Origin of the sequence: Acrocarpospora phusangensis, from assembly GCF_016862995.1 — a bacterium.
Taxonomy (GTDB): Bacteria; Actinomycetota; Actinomycetes; order Streptosporangiales; family Streptosporangiaceae; genus Acrocarpospora; species Acrocarpospora phusangensis.
Window position 1 is genome coordinate 32,096 of the sequence record NZ_BOOA01000024.1, and the last position, 22,616, is coordinate 54,711.

A 22,616-nucleotide genomic window follows, 5' to 3' on the forward strand; every position below is an offset into this window, starting at 1 on the left:
ACATCCGCCTCAGGCCACGGGCAGCCACACGTCGCCGTCACCCGCCGTACGGGTGAGATGGAACTTCCAGCAGCCCGCCTTGGGGAAGACGAATCCCGTCCCCCACTCCTCGCCCGGACGTTCCCAGTTCGAGTCGCCGTGCTCCTCGGGACCCCACTTGAGCTGGGCCGCCGTACCGTCGGGAAGGGTAGCCGCCACGGTCAGCGGGCCGCTTCCCGTCATCCGCCAGACGATCTTCACTTCCTTGCCGGCCGGGAACGGCGACGGGGCGAACAGCAGCGCCCACAACTCGACTCCCCGTGCCACACCCTGGACCTCGGGCATCCCGATCTTCGACGGGGTCGGCGGCGCGCATGTCCCTTCGGCACTCGGATCAACACTCGGATCAACACTCGGAGAAGCTTGCGCCGGGGACGCGGCGGCGGGCGTCCCCGGCGCGGAGTCCGGTGCGCAGGCGGCGGCCAAGCAGGCCGCGAGCAAGAGGGGAGTCAACCTGGACGGGCGTCCCGCGAATCGCATCATTCCCGTATTACTCCGCATACCGAGCCAGCGTTCCACGCCCCGCCACGGCCGGAGAGCGCGAGGTGAGTCCGGGAAACCGAAGAGCTCGGCGCGGACATCAATGTCGAAATCTCGGCCGAATCGCCCCGAACCTCACGCTTATTGGCTCACGTCGCCCAAATCACCGCAACAGCCAATAGGCCCGGCGTCGGCTAGTGGGCCGCCGTGTACGCTTCGATGACGGTGGCGGCGATCCTGCCGCGCTCGCTCACCGGAAGGTTGTTGGCCCTGGCCCATTCCCTGATGTCCTGGGACTTCTCCCGGCTCAGCTTGCCCTGGCCGACGCCCACCCGCCGCCCGCGGACCTGCCGCCCCTGACGGAGCAGCCGCCCGTTGGCGATGTAGGGCGCCAGGAATTTCTCCAGCTTGTCCCTGTTCTCCTGACTGAGGTCGATCTCAAAGGTGTCCTTGCCCCACCCGAACTGATAGGTGGTGGCACCCGCAGTGCCGTCCAGGTCATCAGTGACCTGCTCAACGATGCGCTTGGTCATGATCCGCTCCACTTGCTGTGCGATATATGCAATACCCTAACGGCCCAACCGGGCTGACCAAAAATCCCCGGAGCATTCTCTCGCCTAATCATGAAATCGTGACAAAAGCCCCCATCACGCTCTCCAAGATGTGCGGACGAGAAAGCCGCCAGAAGGCCGCCTGATCAGGAGACCGCGCGCGGCGGCGGCAGTCCGCCGGGCAGCCGATCGCCGGCCGCGGCGGCGACGGCGTTCCTCAGGTCGCGGATGCCGGCCCTGCCCCGGTACGGGTGCACGTTGTTGGTCAGCAGCACGACCGTCAGGCCCCGGCCCGGATCCACCAGCAGGGACGTGCCCGTGAACCCGGTGTGGCCACGCGCGTCCGGCAGCGGCCCGGACAGCGCCGGGTCGCCGATCCGTACGCCGAGGCCCTGCCGGAACTCCGCGCCGATCACGCCCTGGTCGCGCATCATCTCGGCGACCGCGCGCGCCGGGAGGACTCCCGCGCCCCCGGTGCGCAGCATCTCCCCGAAGCGCAGCAGGTCCGCCGCCGTGCCGAACAGCCCGGCGTGCCCGGCGACGCCGCCGAGCGCGTACGCGGTCTCGTCGTGCACCTCGCCCCGTACGCAGCCGCCCCGGCCGGCCTTGTACTCGGTGGCGGCGATCCTCGGCAGCAGCCCGGGACCGGGCCGGTACATCGTGTCGGCGAGCCCGAGCGGCCCGGTGACCCGGTCGCGGACGAGCACGTCGAGCGGGGCCCCGCCCGCGATCTCGGCCACCCGCCCCAGCGTGATCATGCCGACGTCCGAGTACGTGTACGCGATGCCGGCGGGCGTGGACGAGGGCGTGGAGAGGATCAGATCCCACCGGGCCCGGCCCGGCGGAGCCGTACCGACGCGGCGGCCGGGAGGCAGACCGGCGGTGTGGGTGAGCAGGTGCCTGACCGTCACCGCGGGCCGGTCGGCGTAGTGCGCCGGCAGCCAGGTCGCGACCGGGTCGTCGAGGCCGAGGCGACGGTCCTCGGCCAGGGACAGCACGACCACCGTGGTGAACAGCTTGGTGACCGAGGCCAGGTCGAAGACGGTGTCCAGCCCGGCGGCGGGACGCTCGGGCGCGAGCGTCTCCGCCGCGTCCGTGTACCGGACGAGTTCGCCCGCCGCCACGGCGGCCACGGTCACCCCGTCCACCGCGACCATGGCGACGGCCGCCGACGCCACTCCCGGCACGGCCGCCCCGAGCAGGTCATCCAGCATGCGGCGTCACGCGTTCAGCGCGGTGTCCAGGCGTTCGCCCGACGCGGCCAGCAGGGCGCGGGCCCCGCCCGCCGTCACCTTGCGTTCGATCATGACGACGGCGGTCTTCAGCTCCAGTCCCGCCGCCTCCAGGGCGGCCCTGGCGTCGGGCAGTCCCGCGCCGGTGATGTCGCTGACGATGCGGGCGGCCCGGTCGGCCAGCTTGGAGTTGGTCGCGGCCATCTCCACCATGTGGTTCCCGTACGTGCGCCCGGTTCTGATCATCACGATCGTGGAGATCATGTTGAGGACCAGCTTCTGGGCGGTGCCCGCCTTGAGGCGGGTGGAGCCGGTGACGATCTCGGGGCCGACGACGACCTCGATGGCGTGGTCGGCGGCGGCGGCGAGCGGCGTGCCGGTGTTGCAGCAGACGCCGCCCGTGAGCGCGCCGGCGCGGCGGGCCTCGGTCACGGCGGTGACGACGAAGGGGGCCCGGCCGCTGGCGGAGATGCCGATGACCGAGTCGCGCGGGCCGACGGCCTCGGCCCGGACCACGGCCGCTCCGGCGCCGGCGTCGTCCTCGGCGCCCTCGACGGACCGGACGAGCGCCTCCTCGCCGCCGGCGATGATGCCGCGTACCAGCCCGGGGTCGGTGCCGAAGGTGGGCGGGCACTCGGAGGCGTCAAGCACGGCCAGCCGCCCGGACGTGCCGGCGCCGACGTACAGGAGCCGCCCGCCGTCGGCCATCCGGGCGGCGATCGCGTCGACGGCGGCGGAGATCGCCGGGATGGCGGCGGCCACCGCGCCGGGCACGGCCGCGTCGGCCGCGTTCATGCGGCGGGCGATCTCCTCGGTGGGGAGCGTGTCGATCCGGCTGTTGCGGGGGTCGCTCTGCTCGGTGACCAGCGCGCCTAGCGATTCGGTCATGACACCTCCTGGTGGGCGCCGAGGGCGCGGCGGTAGAGCCAGAAGACCCGCTCGACCCTGGCCCCGACCGCCTTGGCGTAGAAGTGGATGGGATCGACCCAGCCGACCTGGGCGGTCGCCAGGCCGGCGGCGGCCTGCTCGGCCAGGCAGCGGCGCAGCAGGACCCGGCCGACGCCGAGCCCCCGGCCCGCCTCGGCGGTGCCCATGGGGCCGAACCAGAGGGGCCGCGAGCCCCAGGACGCGAACGCGATGATCCGCCCGTCGCGGGTGGCGTAGTGGCAGCCGGCCGCCTGCTCGGCCTCCCACGCCCAGCCGCCGTGCCATTCCCGCCGGACGAACTCGGCCACCTCGGCGCGCTCCCCCGGCGGGGCGGCGTGCACCGTGATGCCCTTGCCGGCGAGGGCGGCCTCGTCGGCGCCGGAGGAGAAGTCGCGGGACAGGTCCACGGTCATGTTGCAGGCGATGTCGTACCGCTCGTAGCCGAGGCTGCGGGCCAGACACAGGGCCGGGGTGTAGCGCACGTCGATGCCGGGCCAGGCGTAGCAGGGCGGGTTGGCAGCGAAGCTTGCCGTCTCGGCGCCCTCGGCGCGCAGCCAATCCTCGGCGGCCCCGACCAGCGCCCGGCCCAGACCCCGTTCCCGGGCGGCCGGACGCACGGCGAGCAGGTCCAGGTGCCCGGCGGCGGCCTGCCGGTCGGAGATCGAGGCGAACACGACGCCGTCGAGGTCCGGGGTGGCGAGAGCCGTCCACCTGCGCCCCGGCGGGGGCGCGGCCAGCCGGGCCACCAGCGCCTCCGCGGCGTCGGCGTCCAGGGTGAGCGCGTCGCGGGCCAGGTCGCCCGCCGCGCGCGGGTCCGCGAGGGTTTCGATCATGCGCAGGCCTCCACGGGGATGACGCTACGCGGCCGCGGGTGGAAACACGCGTGTTCCTGCGGCGTGCCGCCGCCGTTGCCGAGCGACGGCCGCTCCGCCTCGCACTCGTCGGTGCGGAACGGGCATCTGCGGGCGAACAGGCAGCCGGTGTCCACGTGCCGCTCGTCCAGGGCCTCGGTGGGCTCGACCCGCTCCGCGCCCGGCCGCTCGACCCCGCGCAGCACCGGGATCGCCGACAGCAGCGCCTGCGTGTACGGATGCACCGGCGCCGAGATGACGGTCTCGGTCGGCCCGCGCTCCACGACCTGGCCCCGGTAGATGACGTAGAGCTCGCCGTCCTCGCCGATGTACCTGGCGGTGGCGATGTCGTGGGTGATGAACAGCACGCTGACGCCCAGCCGCTCGCGCAGGTCCTTGAGCAGGGCCAGGATGCCCAGGCGCAGCGACACGTCGATCATCGACACGGACTCGTCGGCGACCAGCATCTCCGGGTCCACGGTCAGCGCCCGCGCGATGACGACACGCTGCCGCATGCCGCCGGACAGCTGGTGCGGGTAGCGCGGGAGCACGTACCCGGGGTCGATGCCCACCAGGGTCAGCAGCTCGCGCGCCCGCTCCTCCGCCCACGCCTTCGACCGGCCCGTCTGCCGGGCGCGCAGGGCCAGCGGCGCGTGCAGCGTCTGGTAGATCGTCCGGGTGGGGTTGAGCGCCGAGTACGGATCCTGGTGGATGAGCTGGATCCGGCGGAAATGCGCCTGCCGCTGCCGGTGGCGCAGCCCCGACATGGGCGTGCCGTCGATGACGATCTCGCCGGAGTCGCAGGTCTCCAGGCCGGCGACGATCCGCCCGAGCGTGGTCTTCCCGCAGCCGGACTCGCCGATGAACGTGACGGCCCCGCCCTTCTTGACGTCGAAGTCGACGCCGCGCAGGGCCTGGACGTCGCGCCCGCCGAGGATGTGGCCGCGCTGCTTGTAGGTCTTGGTGATGCCGGTGCCGGTGATCACGCGTACTCCTTGCGCCGGGGCGGGGACACCTGGTGGCCGACCGCGTGGCAGGCCACGGTGCGCTCGCCGCGGGTGACGGGGGCGGGGTCCACGGTGTCGCAGACGTCCATGCGCAGCGGGCAGCGCTCCCGGAACACGCAGCCCTCACGGGGCATGGTGCCCAGGGTGGGCGGCCGTCCGGGCAGCGCCCTGGCCTCGTCGATGTCGCCGGACAGCCGGGGGATGGCCCGGATCAGGCCCTGCGTGTACGGATGCTGCGGCGCCCCGAGCACCTCCGTGGTGGGTCCGTGCTCGACCACGCGGCCGCCGTACATGACGGCGAGGCTGTCGGTGACCTCGGCGGCGACGCCCATGTCGTGGGTGATGATCAGCGTGGTCAGGCCGCGCTCGTGGTGCACGTCGCGGACGATCCGCAGGATGGTGGCCTGGGTGATCATGTCGAGTGCGGTGGTGGGCTCGTCCAGGACGACCAGGTGGGCGTTGAGCACGAGCGCGAGCATGATGCCGACCCGCTGCCGCATGCCGCCGGACAGCTCGTGCTGGTGGGAGTCGAGCACCCGGGCGCCGTCCAGGCCCATCCGGCCGAGCAGTTCCCTGGCGTCGCGCACCAGGGCCTGGAGGTCGGCCACGTCGTGGGAGCGGCCCAGGTCGAGGAGCTGCTTGCCGACCGTCTTGAGCGGGTTGAGGGAGTTCTGCGCGGCCTGGAAGACGTACCCGACCTTGCGGCCGCGGACCTGGCGCAGGTCCTCGCCGTCCAGTTTGACGACGTCGCCGAGGCCGTCGATCTCGACGCTGCCCTCCTTGATCCTGCCGGGTGGCTGGACCGCGTTGAGCAGGGACAGCGCGAGGGTGGACTTGCCCGAGCCGGATTCGCCGACGATGCCGGTGATGGTGCCGGGCGCGAGCGTGAGGCCGACCCCGGCGAGGGCGGGCAGTTCACCGGCGGGCGTCTTGTAGACGACCGTGAGGTCGCGGACGCGGACGCCGGGCGCGAATGATTCGGTCATCTGCCCTACTCCTCACGCAGCCGTGGGTTGAAGATCTCGTCCATCGCGTCGACGACGAGCACGATGCCCAGCGTCAGCAGCAGGATCGCCAGCAGCGGCGCCAGCAGGTACGGCAGCGCCGCCGCGCTCGTCAGCGCCCCGCCGCCGAACACCGCCAGGTTGAGCATCACGCCCCAGTTGTTGGCGTCGAACGGCAGCACGCCCAGGAAGAACAGCCCGACCTGCGCGTAGATGGCCCCGGTGACGGCGATGAGCATGTTCATCGCGATGTAGGGGGCCATGCTGGGCAGCAGTTCCCTGCCGATGATGTGCCGGGTCGGCAGGCCGAGTCCCCTGGCCGCCTCGATGAAGCCGCGTTCGCGCAGGGACAGGGTCTGGGAGCGGACCGCGCGGGCGATGCCGCCCCAGCCGAGCACGCCGAGGACCACGCCCATCTCGATCGGGCTGGTGAACTTCCACACGGTGGACAGCACCAGCAGCAGCGGCAGCCCGGGGATGGTCAGCTGCAGGTCGGTGAGGCGCATGAGCACGGTGTCCCAGCGCCCCCGGTGGAAGCCGGCGAGCAGGCCGATGGTGGTGCCGAGGGCGACCGTGATGACGGCCGTGGCCAGGCCGGCCAGCAGGACGTACCGCGTGCCGGTGACGACGAGGGCGAGCACGTCGGTGCCCTCGAAGTCGGTGCCGAAGGGGTGGGCCCAGCTGGGCGCGGCGTACAGGGCGTTGTCGTCGCGCGGCAGCGGGTTCGGGTAGAGCAGCGGCCCGGCGACGCCCAGGAAGGCGAACAGGCCGACGATGGCGACGCCGGCCATCCGGCTGGGCTTGCGCCGCAGCACGCGCGCCACGCCGCGCCAGAAGTTGCGGCGCGGGCTGACCGGGGCGGGGAGCACCTGCGGTGCCTGGGTCACGGTCATGCGGCGCCTCCCGCCCGGACCCGGGGATCGATCACGGCGTAGAGCAGGTCGGCCGCGATGTTGGCCACCACGATCGCCACGGTGATCACCAGGAAGGTGCCGCCCATCAGCGCGTAGTCGCGCGCGCCGATGCTGTTGACCAGCAGCAGGCCGAGCCCCGGATAGTTGAAGATCGTCTCGATGAAGATGGCGCCGCCGAAGAGCATGCCGAGCGACAGCGCCAGGATCGTGAACAGCGGCAGGATCGCGTTGCGCGCGATGTAGCGGAACAGCACGCCGCGTTTGAGGCCGCGCAGTTCGGCGGCGAGGATGAAGTCGTCGCCGAGCACGGTGGCCACGCTCGACTTCATCGCCAGGATCCAGCCGCCGTAGCTGGCCAGCGCGTACGTGAGCACGGGCAGGGTGGCGTGCTGCACCAGCGAGGCGATGTACGGCGCGTTGAACCCCGGATCGAACTCGATGTCCACCGGGCCGCCCGCGGGCAGGATCGGCCACAGCGTGGTGAAGATGGCCGTGACCAGCAGCCCGATCACGTACTGCGGCACGCCGTGCAGCAGCGAGCCCGAGATGGCGAGCGCGTCGCCGAGCCTGCCGGAGCGCTTGATCGCCGCGTAGACGCCGAGGGTCACGCCGAGCAGGAAGCTGAGCAGCGTGCCGCCGAGCACGGGCAGGACGGTCCATTTGGCCGCCGACCCGATGAGCGTGGCCACGCCGGTGCCCGGGGTGCTGAGCGACTGGCCCAGGTCGAAGTGGATCAGGCCGTTCAGGTAGTCGGTGTACTGGCTCCACAGGCTGCCGGTGGGCAGGAAGCCGTACAGCGCGGCGGTGGCGCGTTCGGCCTGGTCGGGGGCCATGCCCTGTTCGATCAGCTTCTCGTACTGCCCGCGGACGGGGTCGCCGGGGATGTTGCGGATGATCAGGAAGCTGATGGTGGTGACCACCCAGATCATGGCTGTCCCGCGGGCCAGATGGCCCGAGAGGCGCCGTGCGACGGTGTTCATCGGCCTGCCTTCTTGATCATCCCGAGTTGCATCCACACCCCCGCCGGGAGCCGCAGCACGTCACTGTCGGTGCGCGGCCAGCCGGTGTAGCGGGTGGTGCTGACGAACTGGGTGTTGACGTAGTCGTAGAGCTGGATGACGGGCAGCTGCTCGTTGGTGAGCTTCGCGAGCGTGCCGACGATGCGCCGCTGCTCGTCCGGGCCGGCCACGTTGAGCCGGTTGGTGAGCGCGCCCGGGTTCACCCCGCCGACGGTCTCGGGGCCGCCCATCCAGTTGCCCTGCGTGCCCGGCGGCACCCGGGTGAGCCGGCCGGCCAGGAGCTGCCACCCGTTGGCCGACCCGTAGATCCGCTGGTAGATGTTGTACGGCGAGGGCCCGAGCGCCATCAGCCAGAACCCGATGTCGTAGTTCCCCGCCGCCAGCTCGTCCAGGTAGAGCGTGTAGTCCGCCGCCGTGAGCACGGCCGCGTCGACGCCGTAGTCGTTGAGCTGGCTGGTGATGGCCTTGGCGGCGGCGACCCAGTCGGAGAACGACGCCGGCACGTGGATCTCCACCCGCCACGGCGTGCCGTCCGGCTTCAGCCACCTCCCGTCCTTCTTGGTCATCCCGGCGGCCTCCAGCTCCTTGGCCGCCTTCGCCGGATCCACCCGGTACGGGTCCAGCCCGGCCATCCCGTCCCCGCCCAGCCAGGACTTGGCCGACGCGGCGTGGATGCCGGTGGTCGTCTGCGCGGGCGTGCCCGCCTCTGGCGAGGCCACCTTGGTGACCTGGGCCCGGTTGATCAGGTACGCCAGCGCCCTGCGCACGTGCACGTTGTCGTACGGCTTGCGCGTCTGGTTGAAGGCGAGCGAGACCGCGACCGGCGAGAAGCCCTTGACCACCTCGTTGCCGTCGGTCTGGCGGATGCGGTTGAGCACCCCGCTCGGCGTGGCCGTGAAGGGCGCGCTGTCCAGCGTGCCGGCGATCAGGTAGTTCCAGATCTGCTGGTTGCCCGTGTAGTTGAGCACCTTGACCCGCTCGGGCGCGATGTTGCGGCTGGCGAAGAAGTGCTTGTTGCGCACCAGCAGCGCCTCGCCCGGGTTGACCCGCTCCAGCACGAACGGGCCGGCCGAGACGTCCTCGGCGGGGGCGAAGGAGATGACCTTCTGCGCCAGCCCGGTGACCTGGGCCTTGGCCTTCTCGGCCTCGGGCCCGGTCCCCCTGGCCGTCTTCAGCGTGGTCCAGAAGCCGGGGGGCAGCAGCTTGCCGAAGACGTGCGCGGGCACGACGACCGTGGACAGGACGTTGCGGAGGAACAGGTTGCTCTTGCTGGCGCCCTGCGTGACCTTGAGGGTCTTGGCGTCCACCACGCGCACGTCGGCCGCCGAGCCCGCCGCCTTGGGGTCCACCGCGTAGGCGGTGCCGCCCTGCGTGTAGGCGAGGCCGATGGAGGTGCGCACGTCCTCGCTGGTCACGGGCTTGCCGTCGGACCATTTGGCGTCCGGCTGGAGGTGGATCACGACCTCCCCCTGGTCGGGGGTGGCGGACCAGCTTGCGGCGAGGCCGGGGTAGAACCGGTTGCGGTCGACAGGGTCGTTCTTGGGCCACGCCAGCGTCATCGCGTCGTAGCCCAGGAACGTGTTGCCCTGCGGGTTGAACGGGTTGATCGGCGCGGTGGCGTCGATCTGCTTGGCGCCGTCGACGGTGGTGTAGACGCCTGAGCCGGCGGAACTACCGACGCCGCACGCGGTGGCGGTAGCGATCAGCGACATGGCCGCGATCGCCGCGAGTCGTCTCATGAACTACTCCATGGTTGCCGGTTGCCAGGACGATACGGGCGGCGGGCACGCAGCGTCAATAATTTTCGTCCGCATCGGCCGTTATGGAGGAATTCTTTACCTAGGGGCCTCTAGCTGCGGATACGTCTTCCACCGTACCTGTCCAACGCACCCTTCGTGACCCGCAGAGCGGCCTCGGAGGTCTCGAAGGTGCGCTGGGCGACGCCGACGAAGATGCAGTCGACGATCAGCAGCTGGCTGATGCGGCTGGCGAGCGCGCCCGGCCGGAAGGCGGTTTCGCGGCCCGCCGAGACCAGCACGTGGGCGGCCAGTCCGGCCAGTGTGGAGCGGGGGTTGTTCGTGATGGCGACCGTGGTCGCGCCGGCCTCGCGGGCGGTCCTGACCGGCTCCACGACGTCGGCGGTCTCGCCCGTGCAGCTGACCCCGACCCAGACGTCCGCGGGCTCGGCCAGCGCCGCGGCCGTCAGGGCCAGGTGCACGTCCGTGAACGGGTGCCCGGCGATGCCGATGCGCATCAGCTTCTGCGCCATGTCCGCCGCCACCAGGCCGGACGCGCCCACTCCGGCCACGCTGACCCGCCGGGCGCCGGTCAGGGCGGCGACGACGGCGTTCAGCCGCTCGGGGGCGAGCTGGGCGGCGGTGTCGGCGAGCGCGTCGGCCTCCGCCCTGGCGACCTTCGCGATCACGTCGGCGAGCGGGTCGCCGGGGGCCAGGTCGCCCGGCACCAGCCGGTCCTGCTCGCCCCGCCCCGACGCCGCCGCCAGCGCCAGCCGCAGCTCGGAGTAGCCGGAGAAGCCCAGCGCGCGGGCGGTGCGCACGATGGTGGCCTGGCTGGTGCCGGACGCCGCGCTCAGCTCGGTGATCGTGCTCCTGGCGACCACCGCGGGATCGTCGAGGATCAGCCGGGCGATGGACCGCGCCGACGGGGTCAGCGACGGCAGCACGGCGCGCACGCTCGCCACCAGGTTCGCGGCCGTGGGTCCGCTCATGGGGGTCTCTTCTCTGTACGGGGGGACGGTGCGGGGGGTCTTCACGGAGGTCAACTGGTGAGCCATCGGGCGGCGGCACGCGCCGACACGCGGGAGTTCCCGTGGGTGGCCAGGTACACCGCCCCCGCGGGCGGCCCCGGCAGGCCCATCTCCACGACGACCGCGTCCGGCCTAGCCCGTACGGCCTCGTCCAGCAGGTCCCGGATCCAGGCGTAGCGGGCGGCGTCCTGCACGACGACCACCACCGGCCGGCCGTGGTCGCCCAGGTCGGGCAGCGGCTCGCCGGCCCTGACGGAGATCCCGCGGGTGCCCGGCAGCAGCTCGGCGAGGGCTCCGGCGAAGCCCGGCGGCGCGACGGCGTCCACCGCCTGGCTGGTCCGCGCCGACATCTCCACGACCAGCGGAGCCCGGACCAGCACGGGCCTGGCCGCGCCCGCCGCGATCGTCACCCGCAGCCCCGCTTCGGCGGCCGTCAGGCCCAGGTCGTCCTCGGGGTCGTCCGCGGGGTCGGCCGCGGCGGCGGCCCTGGCGGGCGCCTGCCCGGCGTGCCACTCCACCAGGGACCGCACCCGGCCCGCCGCCTCCGCCAGCCGTTCCTCCGGCAGGCGTCCTTCGCGTACGGCGGACACGATGGCGTCCCGGAGCGCGTACACGCTGGACCCGTCGGGCGCGGAGACGCCCGCGCAGACGGCGTCGGCCCCGGCCAGCAGGGCGCGGACGGCGATCTCGCCCGGCTCGTGGTAGGCGGCGACGGCCCGCATCTCGATCGCGTCGGTCACCACCATCCCCCGGTAGCCCAGCTCCTCCCTGAGCAGCCCGGTCAGCACGGTACGGCTCAGCGTCGCGGGCACCTCGTCGAGCGCGGGCACGAGCAGATGCCCGCACATGATCGCCTGTACGCCGGCCCGGATGGCGGCCCGGAACGGCGGCAGATCCCGCTCTTCGAGGACCTCCCGCGACACGTTCACGGTGGGCAGCGCCAGGTGGGAGTCGGTCACCGTGTCGCCGTGCCCCGGAAAGTGTTTGGCGCACGCCGCCACCCCCGCGCCTTGCAGGCCGCGGATCCAGGCCTCGGTGTGCCGGGCCGCCAGGTGGGGGTCGGGTCCGAAGGACCGTACGCCGATGACGGGGTTGTCCGGGTTGGCGTTGACGTCGGCCACGGGCGCGTAGTCGAGGGTGATCCCGGCGCCGGCGAGCAGGCGGCCGATCCGGCGGGCCACCCTGGTGGTCACCCCGACGTCGTCGGCCACGCCGAGCGCCCGGTTGCCGGGCCACGAACTGCCGGTCCGCGCCTCCAGCCGGGTGACGGCCCCGCCCTCCTCGTCCACCGCGACGATGACGCCGGGGCTCTCCCCGCGGATCGCGGCCACCAGGCCGGCCGCCTGGCCGTGGCCGGCGAGGTTGCGGGCGAACAGGACGACTCCGCCCAGGCCGTCCGCGAGGGCCCGGCGCAGCCAGTCGGGCGGCTCGGTGCCGTCGAAGCCCGGCTGCAGAACGCTCATCGCCATCCGCTCAAGACTCACGGACGCTCCCGATCACACGCCGGTGCAGTTCGGCCGAGGGGAAGGCGGCGCGCAGGGCGAGGGCGGCGGCCCCGGCCGCGCCGTCGCGGGACGGGATCGGCCGGACCTCCTCGCCGATCTGCTCCCGCACCAGGCGGGCCAGCTCGGTCGGCTGGGTCAGCAGGGAACCGGCCAGGACCAGCGGTCCCTCGCCGGGGCCGAGCGCGCGTGCCGTGGCGGTCAGCCGTCGCGCGGCGTCGCCCAGAATGGCGGAGGCGACCGGATCACCCTCGCGGGCCGACGCGTCCACGAGCGGCGCGAAGCCGGCGAGCCAGGCCGGCCCCGACTCGGCCACCCGGGCGTACACGGTGGAAACGATCTCCCCCGCCGTCCTCCCGAGCGGTTCCAGCCGTTCAACCAGCGAGGTCGCCTCCCCTCGCCCGTCCAGCGCCTTCAACACTGCCTGTACGGCCTGATTCCCGATCCACACGCCCGATCCTTCGTCGCCGACCAGCCAGCCATGACCGTCCGCGACCCGCACCACGCCCCAGTCCTCGATCCGCGCCGCGACCGCGCCCGTCCCCGCGATCAGAACCGAGCCGTCGGGCTCCGCCGTGGCACCGGCGAACGCCACCAGCACATCCGCCACGACCGAAGGCCGTCCGGACAGCCCGGCCGACCGCCACGCCTCCCCGGCCAGCCGCCCGGTCCGCTCGGCCCCCGACCCGGCCAGGCCGAAGACCCCGCCGACGACCCGCGCCGGATCAAGCCCGTCCAGCGCGGCATGAAGCGCCGCGAGCAGGTTGGCGGCCGGATCGGCGACCGAATTCACATTCGTCCCGCCCGCGAGCCCGCGCCCCGCCACCTCTCCCGTCTCACTGACGACGACGCACCGCGTACTGGTGCCCCCGCCGTCCACCCCGATGATCAAAGCCGTCACAGCCGCTCCCCGTGCAGATACATTCCAAAAATCTACAAGAGCCTGAAGATTTCCTACAACGGGACCCCCCGTCCAGGCGCGTTGTACTTTGCTCTGGTGAAGACAGGCACGCACTGATGCCGGCCGTCGCGTGGGTCCGGCTCGGCGGTCCCGGCGAGGTCACGTGGGCGCGGGCGGGCGACGCCGCCACCATCGCCGTCGGCACCGCCGGCCGCCATCTCTTCCTGCGCCGCCGTACGGCCGCCGGGTGGCGGTGGGAACGCCTCGGCGTCCCGCCGGGCACCGGAGAGGTACGCGACACCGCGCTGATCTCCATCGACGGGTCCGACGGCCTCGTGCCGGTCGTGGTCGGCGGCGACGTGAAAGTCTGGCTGCACCAGCCGGGCACGGCGGCCACCCCGTGGACCGCCCTCTCGGGACCAGCCCCGGACGCGGACATGTCGGACTTCAACGAGTGCGGGGACATCGCCGCCGGCGCCATCCGCCGGAGTTCCGGGCTCAGGCACACGCTCGTGGTCAGCAGTCCGTCGGGGAGGCCGTGGTTACGCCAGGGCGTCGAACCGGACGACGTCTGGTTCCGCATCGCCGCGGAGTCCGACTTCATCGTCTGGGGGCTCGCGACGGCTTTCGCGTCCGTCGCGCCGGGATCGCCGCCGCTGCCGCACATCTTCGCCATCGGCAGCGACCGCGACACGTTCGAGTTCAAGTTCCAGGTCGCCGTACCGGAGAACTCGCTCTGGACGTGGTTCGATCCGGTCGATCCGGTTCCCGGGTTCGTGCCCGGGGTGACGGCGACCACCTTCCGGGACGCGGATGGGCGGCTCCAGGCGTGCGCCGTACCTTCCTCGGAGTTCACCGCGGACATTCTGATCGGCTCCGGCCGGCACTGGGAGTTGATCGATCTCGGGCAGCCGCCGGGTCCGGGCGACTCCGGCTTCGTCCTATCGGCCGTGGTCGCGGCCAAGGGCGCCGACCCCGCGCCCGGCGAACCCGTCGTCATGGTCCGGGCCGGTGACCACATGTGGACCCGTACCCTGACCGGCGGCTGGCGGGACCTCGGCAGCCCGTCGCCCGGTGTCGCCGTCGACCCGGCCTCCGCGGTCGAGATCGGCACGGCCGACGGTGAGGCACGCGTGCTGACCGCGGCCCTCTCCCGCGACGCCGACCTGTGGACGGTCGAGTCCGGCGCCCAGGACGCCCGGTGGGAATCCCACGGCCTCCCCTGCTCCGTGACCTCGATCGTCGGCGCCTACCACGACTCCCCCGACGAGGACTCCTCGTCCCTCCCGGTCGCGGTCCCCGTCCTCGACGAGCACGGCGCGCTCTGGAGCGGCCGCGTGCTCGGACGCCCCGACGCCGGCTTCAGCAATCCCGGCGACGGCTTCATCGACCCGGGCGACTTCTGGACCTTCCACGGCCGCCCCGCCCCGGACGTCACCAGCACCGCGGGCATCGGCATCTTCGCCTTACCCAAGGGCACGCCGCCCGGCGGCACCTGGATATTCACGATCGGCAGCGACGGTCACCTCTGGGCCAGGACCTCCGGCGGGAACGGCTGGGCCTGGGTCGACCACGGCGCCCCCACCGGCGGATCGGTCAAAGCGGGCGTCCCGCCGATCTCCGTCAGGCACCCGCCCTCCGCCTTCCCCATGGTCCACGTACTCGCCGACGACGGACGCCTCTGGATGCGCTCCTTCTCCGGCGACACCTGGATCTGGACCGACCGCGGCGCACCCCCCGGCCAGCTCATCTTCTCCGTGATCGGCGCGACCCCCGTCAGATCCACCGCCGGCCTCATCGGCCGTTTCGCCCTCGCCGCCGCCATCACCGGCGACGGCCACCTCTGGATCAACCTCCACGACGGCACCGACTCCACCTGGACCGACCTGGGCACCCCCAGCCCGGCCGAGAAGCTCGTCGCCGGCATCGGCGTCTCCACCGTCGCCCTCCCCGACCCCGGCGTCACCGTGGACATCGTGGCCGTCGGCTCCCCCAGCGGCCAGGTCTGGTCCCACCGCTGGTCCACCACCGGCACCTCCCGGTGGACCCCCCACGGCCGGCCCGGCGACGCCCGCATCCACGCCGCCCTGGGCACCCTCCAGGACCCCGCCGACCCCGCCGCCACCCTCATCCCGGTCGTCGGCAACGACCGCCAGATCTCCCTGACCTCCTCAACCGGCACCCCCTGGTCCCGCCTCGACCCCCCACCCTCCGCCACCACCATCCTCAGCGGCAGAATCCACAACCTCCTCCACGGCCTTCCGTGCATTCTCGCCCTGGACAACAACCGCCGCCTCCACGTGACGCCGCTCCATTAACGCGAAATCGCCCCACCGCTTGCACACAACTTAATTGTCGCTTGCAGAATTCCTGAGGCCTGCTGGGTTCCAATTCTCGGAACGGAAAGGAACGCCATAGCTAATAAAGCAGGCAAACAGAAAAGAAAAGGATCTACATCATGAGCAAGCGACGCATTGTGACCGGGCTGCTGGTCGCGGGGGCCATGGCGGGTGTGTTCGGCGCGGGCGCCGGGACGGCGAACGCGGCCGCGCCCGGGTACGCGCAGCTTTCGATCGTCAAGTCGGGCAGCCAGTGGCTGGTGACCGTCTCCGGCCAGGCGCCGACGGGCAGCGCGGGCAACTACAGCTTCAGCCTGTACGGCAGCGACGAGTGGTTCGACGAGCACATCTACTGGGGCGGCCGGTACTCGCGCGGCACCACCGACGCCAACGGGTACTACTCCATCTCGGTGAAGGTGTCCGGTTCCACGCTGAACGAGGACTGGGGCGGCGACGAGGTGTACGCCAAGGTCACCCACATGTCCTACAACGGCAAGACCCCGGTGCTCCGGTCCAACACGGTCCGCGGCTCGTACTGAGCGTATTGAATATCGCACCGATATGGCCGCCCTCGAAAGGGCGGCCATATTCGCGTTTCCGGGGACGGTTATTCGAGCGCGGTCGTGTAGCAGACCGCCGTGCCGTCCAGGACGAGGGTGCCGTCCTGGCGGATCACCGTGGTGCGGAGTTTGGTGACGGGTTTGTCGAGGCGTACCTCGACCACCTCGACCGCGCCGGTGATCTCGTCGCCGGGGCGTACGGGGGCGAGGAAGTTCCAGTTGACGTTGAGGAAGACGCTGCCGGGACCGGGCAGCCGCTCGGCGACGACGGCGTTGAGGATGGCGGTGGTGATCCCGCCCTGGACGATGATCTCGCCGAAGCGGGAGGCCGCGGCGGCCTTCTCGTCGTAGTGCAGGGGGTTGCGGTCGCCGCTGAGCCGGGTGAACAGCTCGATGTCGGCGGCCTCCACCACGCGGGTGAGCTCGGCGCGCTGGCCCGGCCTGGGAGCGCCGTTGGTCCACACGGTCATGGATGCACCTTTGTCCTTCCTGTCGCTGCGGGGTGAGCGGGGGTCATGTGCCGCTGGAGCCGTACCATCGCGATCGCGCCGGCGAGGGGGCCGATGCCGAGCACGGCGACGGCGGCGCGCCAGCCGGCGGCCTCGGCGAGCAGCGGGGTCAGCTGGATGGTGAGCACGGTCAGCAGGAAACCGGCCGCCGTCTGGGTGGTGAGGGCGGTGCCGACGTAGCGGGGGTCGGCGACCTCGCTGACGCAGGCGGAGAAGAGGCCGGAGTCCGCGATCACGGACGCGCCCCAGACGATCAGGACGGCGGTGACCAGCAGGGGGTGGCCGCCGAAGACGAGTGCGGCCAGCAGGCAGCAGGTGCCGCTGGTCACCATGGCCAGCGCGGCGAGCCGGGCCCGGCCGACGCGGTCGCCGAGCCGTCCGGCGAGCAGGCATCCGGCCACGCCGGCCACGCCGATCGCCAGGAAGGCGGTCACGCCGGGCGGCAGCGCTTCCGCGTCGCCTTGGCGGGCCGCCTGGCCTGCGGCGATGTACGCGGGGAGCCAGGTCCAGACGGCGTACAGCTCCCACATGTGCCCGAGGTAGCCGAGGTTGGCCAGGCGGGGGCCGCGGTCCCGGAAGAGGGCGACGATGTAGCGCGGGGCGAAGGGCGGAGCCGGGGCGGCGTACGGGCCGGGCCGTACCGTCCGGGCGGCGAGCAGGGCGCCGGCCACGGCCAGCGCGCACGAGACGTACAGGACGGACCGCCAGGGCAGGTCGGCGACGCCGGTGATGAGCTGCGGCAGCGAACTGCCGAGCGTGAGCGCGCCGACCAGGGCGCCGAGGGCGAAGCCGCGGCCACGGTCGAACCAGGAGGCCATGAGTTTCAGGCCGGGCGGGTAGACGCCGGCCAGGGCGACGCCGGTGGCGAAGCGCAGCGGCACGGCCGTGGCCAGGCCGTCGGCGAAGGCGGCGACGCAGGCGGTCGTGGCCGCGCCGGCCAGCGCGGACCCGGCGACGAGCCGGTGGGCGGGGACGCGGTCGGGCAGGCTGAACACGGCGGCGAGGACCGCGCCGGTCACGAAGCCGAGCTGCACCGACGCCGTGAGCCAGGTGGCCTCGCCCTGGCTGATGCCCCACTCGCCGCGCAGGGCGGGGACGACGGCGGAGGCGGAGAACCAGGTGGCCATCGCCAGCACCTGGACGGCGGCGATCAGCGCGAGCTGCGTACGGGCGGGCCCTTCCAGCCGCGTCACGGCGGCGGCCGGAGTCCGCGGAACGTCGGCACCCGTGTCGCCATGATCCGATCCTCGCAAAACGGTTAAGCGAGGCCAGACGCCCCACATTCCGCCAAAGAATAGCCCTCACCCGGTTGCCATCGGGTTGCCGCACAAGCGCGGGTTTTCTGTGGTGATTTGCTACTCTCAGCATGGCGGAACGCCAGGCGGCCGCCACCCGGAGGCAGGAAGTGACGCCCGTCAGAGTGCGCCTGCTCGGCCCGGTCGACGTGACCGTGGACGGGGCTCCCCAGCCTGTCCCGGGACTGCGGCGCAAGGCCGTGCTCGCGATCCTGGCCCTGCGGCAGGGCGAGGTGGTCAACGCCGACCGGCTGATCGAGATCGTGTGGGACGGCCGGCCCCCGGCCACCGCCATGAACACCCTGCAGAGCCACGTGTCCTACCTGCGGCGCGCGCTGGGCCGGCCGGGCGCGATCGTGGCCAGGCCGCCCGGTTACATGCTCGACCTCGGCGAGGACGCCACCGACGTGCGCCTGGCCGAACGCCTCATCGAGCAGGCGCGCGCCGCCGCCGACCCCGCCGCACGGGTGGACCTCCTGGACCGCGCCCTGGAGCTGTGGCGCGGCCCGCCCCTCGCCGACGTCGGCGACCTGCCCTGGTTCGGCGACGAGGCGGAACGCCTGGAACGCGTACGCCGGCTGGCCGAGCAGGCGCGGGTGGAGGCCAGGCTGGCCCTCGGCGGGCACCTGCGCCTGGTGCCGGAGCTGGAGGGCCTGACCGAGCGGCACCCGTTCGACGAGGACCTGAACGGCCTGCTCATGCTGGCCCTCTACCGCAGCGGACGGCAGGCGGACGCCCTCGCGGCGTTCCAGCGGCTGCGGACCCGGCTGCGGGAGGAGCTCGGCATCGACCCGGGCGTCCCGCTGCGCGAGCTGGAGTCGGCCATCCTGCGCCAGGACCCCGCCCTCGACCACGCCCCGGCCGTCGCCGCCGAGCACGCCCCGGGGCCGTCGCTGGTGGAGCGGTCCGCCGAGGCGGAGCTCATCGACCGCGCCCTCGACCGGGCGGCGCGCCGGAAAGCCGGCAGCGTCCTGATCTTCGAGGGCCCCGGCGGCATCGGCAAGACCAGCATGCTGGAGTACGCGCGCGGCCGGGCCGACCTGCTCGGCTTCACCACGACCTCCGCGCGCGGCAGCGAGCTGGAGTTCGAGTACGCCTGGGGCTGCGTCCGCCAGCTCTTCGAACGTTTCGCCGGCTCCGCCGCCCCGGCCGCGTCGGCGTTCCTCCGCTGGCCGGACGCCGAGGACGCCCCGCGCGGCGAGTACCCGATCATCAACACGCTGTTCTGGCTGGCCAGCGACCTGGCCTCGCGCAGCCCGCTGCTGATCGTCCTCGACGACCTGCACTGGGCCGACCCCTCGTCCGTACGGTTCCTGGCGTACCTGGCGGCCCGGCTGGACGATCTGCCCGTGGTCGCGATGGTGGCGCTGCGGCCGGGGACGGAGCAGGTGGAGCAGGTGGTCTCGGTGCTGGCGGGGCTGCCGCACTCGGTGACGCGTACGCTGCCGCCGCTCACCCCGGCGGGGTCGGCGGAACTGCTATCGGAGGTGCTCGACGGCGGCGCGGAGGAGGAGCTCGTCGCGCGGTGCCACGAGGCGGCCCGCGGCAACCCCTTCCTGCTGCGCGAACTCGGCCGGGAGCTGGCCGCGCGGGAGCAGGGCGACCCCCGGCCGGAGAGTTCGCCCAGCATCGCGCGGTTCGTGGCCAGGCAGCTGCGGCACCTGCCGCCGGCCGCCACGGGCGTCGCGCACGCCCTCGGAGTGCTCGGCGACGACGTCGGCAGCGGCGAGCTGGCGCAGGTCACGCGTACCTCCCAGCAGGAGGTGCTGGACCTGCTGTCCGCCCTGGTCGCCGGCGAGCTGGTGACCGCGCGGGGCACGCCGCCGCGGTTCTCGTTCGGGCACCCGCTGATCCGGGCGGCCGTGTACGACGGCATCCCCCCGGGCACCCGGGCCGAACTGCACCTGCGCGCCGCCGGCGTGGCCGGGCGGGACCAGGACCCGGTCAAGGCCGCCACCCAGCTGTTACGGGTGCCGCCGGGGATGGGCGGCCAGGACACGGTCGCAATCCTGAACCGGGCGACCGACCTCAGCCTGGCCAGCGGTTCCGCCACCGGCGCGGCCGCCTTCCTGCGGCGCACCCTTCAGGAGGACCTCGGCGAGCGGCGGGTTCAGGTGCTGACCCGGCTCGGCATGACCGAGGCCCTGGTGGACATGGCGCAGGCGATCGAGCACCTCTCGCACGCGCTCGCCCTGGAACCCGACCCCGAGGAACGTGCCAGGATCGCCTACATCCTGGCCTCCACCCAGTGGCTGGTCGGGCGGCCCCGGGAGGCCGCGCTGGTGTGCCAGGCGGCGCTGGAACGGGAGCGCGGGATCTCCGTCGGAACGCGGCAGGCGCTGCAGGCCTGCATCGGCATGGTCGCCACCGGCACCCGCCACGGCGGGGACCTGGTCGCGCTGCACGGCTCCTTCAGCGGCCAGCGGCCCGACTCCTCGCTGGGCGGACTGCTGTTCGAGGCGAGCCTGGCGCTCCGCGAGATGTTCCGGAACGAGCGGGCGTCGGCCGAGCGGCGGGCGCTGCGGGTTATCTCCGACGACCACGTGACCGGGGAGGCGCTGGCCGAGCCCATGCTGACCTGCGCCTGGTACGTGCTGGTCGCCTGCGACAACCCCCGGCTGCTGCCGACCGTGGAGGCGATGCTCGACCACAGCCGCAGGACCGGGTCGCTGCGGAGCGCGGCGCCGGGGTACACCTACCGCGCCGCGTACATGCTCTCGCGCGGGCACCTGGAGGAGGCGGTCCGGGACGGGTGGCTGGCGTGGGAGGTGTCCAAGAACGGCGGCGTGGACGTGGGGCTGTCGTTCATCAGCGACTGGCTGATCCCGGCGCTGGTCGCCCGCGGCGAGATCGGCGCGGCGCAGTCCGTCCTCGACCAGGTCAGGACCGCGCACGGGGCCGGTGTCAGCCGGGCCATCTACGCCAGCGGCGAGATCGCGCTGCTCATGGCGCAGGGGCACACGCAGCGCGCGTACGAGACGGCGCTGGCCACCCGGGACGAATGCCGGACGCTGGGCATGGTCAACCCGGTGGTGCCCGACTGGCTGGCCCAGCTCGTCCGCTGCCTGCTCCTGCTCGGCCGGCCCGAGGAGGCCCGCGCCGCCGCCCAGGACCTGTACGCCGCCGCCCAGACCTGGGGCACCCCCCGCGCCACCGGCCGCGCCCTCCGCATCATGGCCGCCACCGAGTCCGGCCCCCGCGCCCTCGACCTCCTCACCGAATCGGTACGCCTCCTGGAGGACACCGACATCCGCCTCGAACACGCCATTTCCCGGTACGCCCTGGGCGAGGCCCTGCGCCACGAGGGACGCCTCCCCGACGCCCAGGCCGAACTGCGCACGGCCATCGACCTGGCCCGTTTCTGCGGCGCCCGCCCGCTCCAGCACCGCGCGACGACCAGCCTGGCCATGGCGGGCGGCCACGCCGGGCCTCCGGCGGACCTGACCCTCACGCCGACCGAGCAGCGCATCGCGGACCTGTCCGCCGACGGCCGCTCCGACCGGGAGATCGCGGAGGTCCTCTACCTGAGCGTCAGCGCCGTACGCGACCACCGCGAGGCCGTCACACGCAAACGCGGGTGAGTCACCGGGCCAGCTGGCCGATGACCTGCTCGCCGAACAGGCCGATGGTGTCGAGCATGCGGCCGTGGTCCACGGCTCCCGCGCACGCGACGAAGACGACATGGCCGACGCCGTGCTCGTCCCCGAGGGCGGCGACCCGCTCCCCGACCTCGTCGGGCGTGCCGAGCAGCATGGCCCCGCTGTCGACCAGCTCGTCCAGCGTGCCGGCCCCGCCGAGCCAGTCCCGCACGTACGGCATGGCCTGCCGGCCGGTCTTCCGCGCCTCCTCGTGGGTGGCCCCCACGGCGAGCAGCCGGCGGAGGGCGACGCCGCCGCCCGGCCGCCAGCGGTTGAGGTAGACGTTGCGCCCGTGGCGTACCGCGGCCTGGCTGTAGGTGTCGCAGACCTGCCGGATGCGGCCCGGTTCGGTGGCCGACGTGACGAGCGTGCTGCCCACCCGGGCCGCCCACTCGACGTCGCGGCCGCCGGTCATCATGGTGAACAGCGGCGGGTGCGGCGCCTGCAGGGGCTTGGGCACGGTGCCGACGCGGGTGATCCGGCCGCCGTCCACGCCGGCGCCGAGCCGGTCGGAGATCGGGTGCGGCCAGGTGATCCCCGGCGTCGGGACCTGGATGTACCTGCCGTCATAGGACCAGAGTTCCTCGGTCCAGGACAGCCGCATCACCTCGAACCACTCCTCGAACAGGCTGCGCTCGTCGGCGACGGGGCCGCCGAGCACGCCCCGGGACCTGGTCCCGTGGCCGAGGCTGAAGCCCACGTCCAGCCGGCCGCCGGTGAGATGGTCGGCGACCGCGATGTCCTCGGCCAGCCGCAGCGGGTTCCACAGCGGCAGGGCCAGCCCCAGCTGGCCGAGGCGCAGGCGGGTGGTGTGCTGGGCCAGGTAGACGTTGACCAGCAGCGGGTTGGGGCTCACCTCGTAGCCCTCCACCTCGAAATGCTGCTCGCCGAGCATCAGCGAGGTCCAGCCGGTCAGGTCCGCGGCGACCGCCTGCTCCCGCAGCTCGGCCACGGCCGTGTTGTACGGCTGCGGCTCCAGGCCGAGCAGCCCGGTCCCCAGCCGGTCGGCCGGTCCGACCGTCATCGGATACAGCAACGAGAACTTCATGCCGCCATTCATGACGCCATGGTGGCGGGCGGG

Annotated in this window: 19 protein-coding genes; 3 read left to right on the plus strand and 16 right to left on the minus strand. The window is 72.9% G+C overall.

The window, feature by feature from the left end:
* Positions 1–9 precede the first annotated feature (9 nt).
* The 13 genes from Aph01nite_RS16340 to Aph01nite_RS16400 all read right to left on the minus strand — a co-directional run bounded on the left by Aph01nite_RS16340 (position 10) and on the right by Aph01nite_RS16400 (position 13,194).
* On the minus strand, positions 10–306 hold the full coding sequence (locus Aph01nite_RS16340; protein WP_204041739.1) for a hypothetical protein: 297 nt from the start codon (positions 304–306) through the stop codon (positions 10–12).
* A 407-nt stretch (positions 307–713) separates the two neighbouring features.
* Positions 714–1,052 (minus strand): histone-like nucleoid-structuring protein Lsr2, encoded by a 339-nt coding sequence (locus Aph01nite_RS16345; RefSeq protein ID WP_204041740.1) that lies wholly within the window; start codon positions 1,050–1,052, stop codon positions 714–716.
* Between the two features lie 164 nt (positions 1,053–1,216).
* Complete coding sequence (locus tag Aph01nite_RS16350; RefSeq protein WP_204041741.1) at positions 1,217–2,284, minus strand: serine hydrolase domain-containing protein; 1,068 nt, start codon at positions 2,282–2,284, stop codon at positions 1,217–1,219.
* A 6-nt stretch (positions 2,285–2,290) separates the two neighbouring features.
* The gene (gene murQ, locus Aph01nite_RS16355; protein WP_204041742.1) at positions 2,291–3,190 is read right to left on the minus strand and encodes an N-acetylmuramic acid 6-phosphate etherase; all 900 of its coding nucleotides are present in this window, start codon (positions 3,188–3,190) and stop codon (positions 2,291–2,293) included.
* Positions 3,187–4,062 carry a GNAT family N-acetyltransferase gene (locus Aph01nite_RS16360; RefSeq protein WP_204041743.1) on the minus strand — a complete coding sequence of 292 codons (876 nt, stop codon included), beginning with the start codon at positions 4,060–4,062 and terminating at the stop codon, positions 3,187–3,189. The genes murQ and Aph01nite_RS16360 overlap by 4 nt, the downstream gene beginning before the upstream one ends.
* A complete protein-coding gene (locus Aph01nite_RS16365) occupies positions 4,059–5,066 on the minus strand; it encodes an ABC transporter ATP-binding protein (protein ID WP_204041744.1) in 1,008 nt (335 codons plus the stop codon). The genes Aph01nite_RS16360 and Aph01nite_RS16365 overlap by 4 nt, the downstream gene beginning before the upstream one ends.
* Positions 5,063–6,073 carry an ABC transporter ATP-binding protein gene (locus Aph01nite_RS16370; RefSeq protein WP_204041745.1) on the minus strand — a complete coding sequence of 337 codons (1,011 nt, stop codon included), beginning with the start codon at positions 6,071–6,073 and terminating at the stop codon, positions 5,063–5,065. Before Aph01nite_RS16370 ends, Aph01nite_RS16365 begins: the two co-directional genes overlap by 4 nt.
* A 5-nt stretch (positions 6,074–6,078) precedes the next feature.
* Entirely contained in the window at positions 6,079–6,984 is a 906-nt protein-coding gene (locus Aph01nite_RS16375) for an ABC transporter permease (protein ID WP_204041746.1), read from the minus strand.
* Positions 6,981–7,985 carry an ABC transporter permease gene (locus Aph01nite_RS16380; protein ID WP_204041747.1) on the minus strand — a complete coding sequence of 335 codons (1,005 nt, stop codon included), beginning with the start codon at positions 7,983–7,985 and terminating at the stop codon, positions 6,981–6,983. The genes Aph01nite_RS16375 and Aph01nite_RS16380 overlap by 4 nt, the downstream gene beginning before the upstream one ends.
* Entirely contained in the window at positions 7,982–9,763 is a 1,782-nt protein-coding gene (locus Aph01nite_RS16385; RefSeq protein WP_204041748.1) for an ABC transporter substrate-binding protein, read from the minus strand. Before Aph01nite_RS16385 ends, Aph01nite_RS16380 begins: the two co-directional genes overlap by 4 nt.
* A gap of 110 nt (positions 9,764–9,873) precedes the next feature.
* On the minus strand, positions 9,874–10,752 hold the full coding sequence (locus Aph01nite_RS16390; RefSeq protein ID WP_204041749.1) for a MurR/RpiR family transcriptional regulator: 879 nt from the start codon (positions 10,750–10,752) through the stop codon (positions 9,874–9,876).
* A gap of 50 nt (positions 10,753–10,802) precedes the next feature.
* Positions 10,803–12,275 (minus strand): glycoside hydrolase family 3 protein, encoded by a 1,473-nt coding sequence (locus tag Aph01nite_RS16395; protein WP_307836780.1) that lies wholly within the window; start codon positions 12,273–12,275, stop codon positions 10,803–10,805.
* Positions 12,265–13,194, minus strand: coding sequence for an N-acetylglucosamine kinase (locus tag Aph01nite_RS16400; RefSeq protein WP_239161739.1), 930 nt, complete (start codon positions 13,192–13,194; stop codon positions 12,265–12,267). The genes Aph01nite_RS16395 and Aph01nite_RS16400 overlap by 11 nt, the downstream gene beginning before the upstream one ends.
* A gap of 116 nt (positions 13,195–13,310) precedes the next feature.
* Between Aph01nite_RS16400 and Aph01nite_RS42155 the strand changes: the two genes are divergently transcribed.
* Positions 13,311–15,512 carry a hypothetical protein gene (locus tag Aph01nite_RS42155; protein WP_204041750.1) on the plus strand — a complete coding sequence of 734 codons (2,202 nt, stop codon included), beginning with the start codon at positions 13,311–13,313 and terminating at the stop codon, positions 15,510–15,512.
* A 140-nt stretch (positions 15,513–15,652) separates the two neighbouring features.
* Positions 15,653–16,072: a hypothetical protein gene (locus Aph01nite_RS16410; RefSeq protein ID WP_204041751.1), complete on the plus strand. Its 420-nt coding sequence runs from the start codon at positions 15,653–15,655 to the stop codon at positions 16,070–16,072.
* 68 nt (positions 16,073–16,140) lie between these two features.
* Here Aph01nite_RS16410 and Aph01nite_RS16415 read toward each other — a convergent pair whose 3' ends face one another.
* Together Aph01nite_RS16415 and Aph01nite_RS16420 are read right to left on the minus strand one after the other, a co-directional pair.
* Positions 16,141–16,563 (minus strand): MaoC family dehydratase, encoded by a 423-nt coding sequence (locus Aph01nite_RS16415; protein ID WP_204041752.1) that lies wholly within the window; start codon positions 16,561–16,563, stop codon positions 16,141–16,143.
* Positions 16,560–17,795, minus strand: coding sequence for an MFS transporter (locus Aph01nite_RS16420; protein ID WP_204041753.1), 1,236 nt, complete (start codon positions 17,793–17,795; stop codon positions 16,560–16,562). Before Aph01nite_RS16420 ends, Aph01nite_RS16415 begins: the two co-directional genes overlap by 4 nt.
* Positions 17,796–18,007: 212 nt before the next feature.
* Here Aph01nite_RS16420 and Aph01nite_RS42160 point away from each other — a divergent pair, with 212 nt between their 5' ends.
* Positions 18,008–21,478, plus strand: a complete 3,471-nt coding sequence (locus tag Aph01nite_RS42160) for an ATP-binding protein (RefSeq protein ID WP_204041754.1) — start codon at positions 18,008–18,010, stop codon at positions 21,476–21,478.
* A gap of 1 nt (position 21,479) precedes the next feature.
* Here Aph01nite_RS42160 and Aph01nite_RS16430 read toward each other — a convergent pair whose 3' ends face one another.
* On the minus strand, positions 21,480–22,595 hold the full coding sequence (locus Aph01nite_RS16430; RefSeq protein WP_204041755.1) for an LLM class flavin-dependent oxidoreductase: 1,116 nt from the start codon (positions 22,593–22,595) through the stop codon (positions 21,480–21,482).
* Positions 22,596–22,616: the final 21 nt, after the last annotated feature.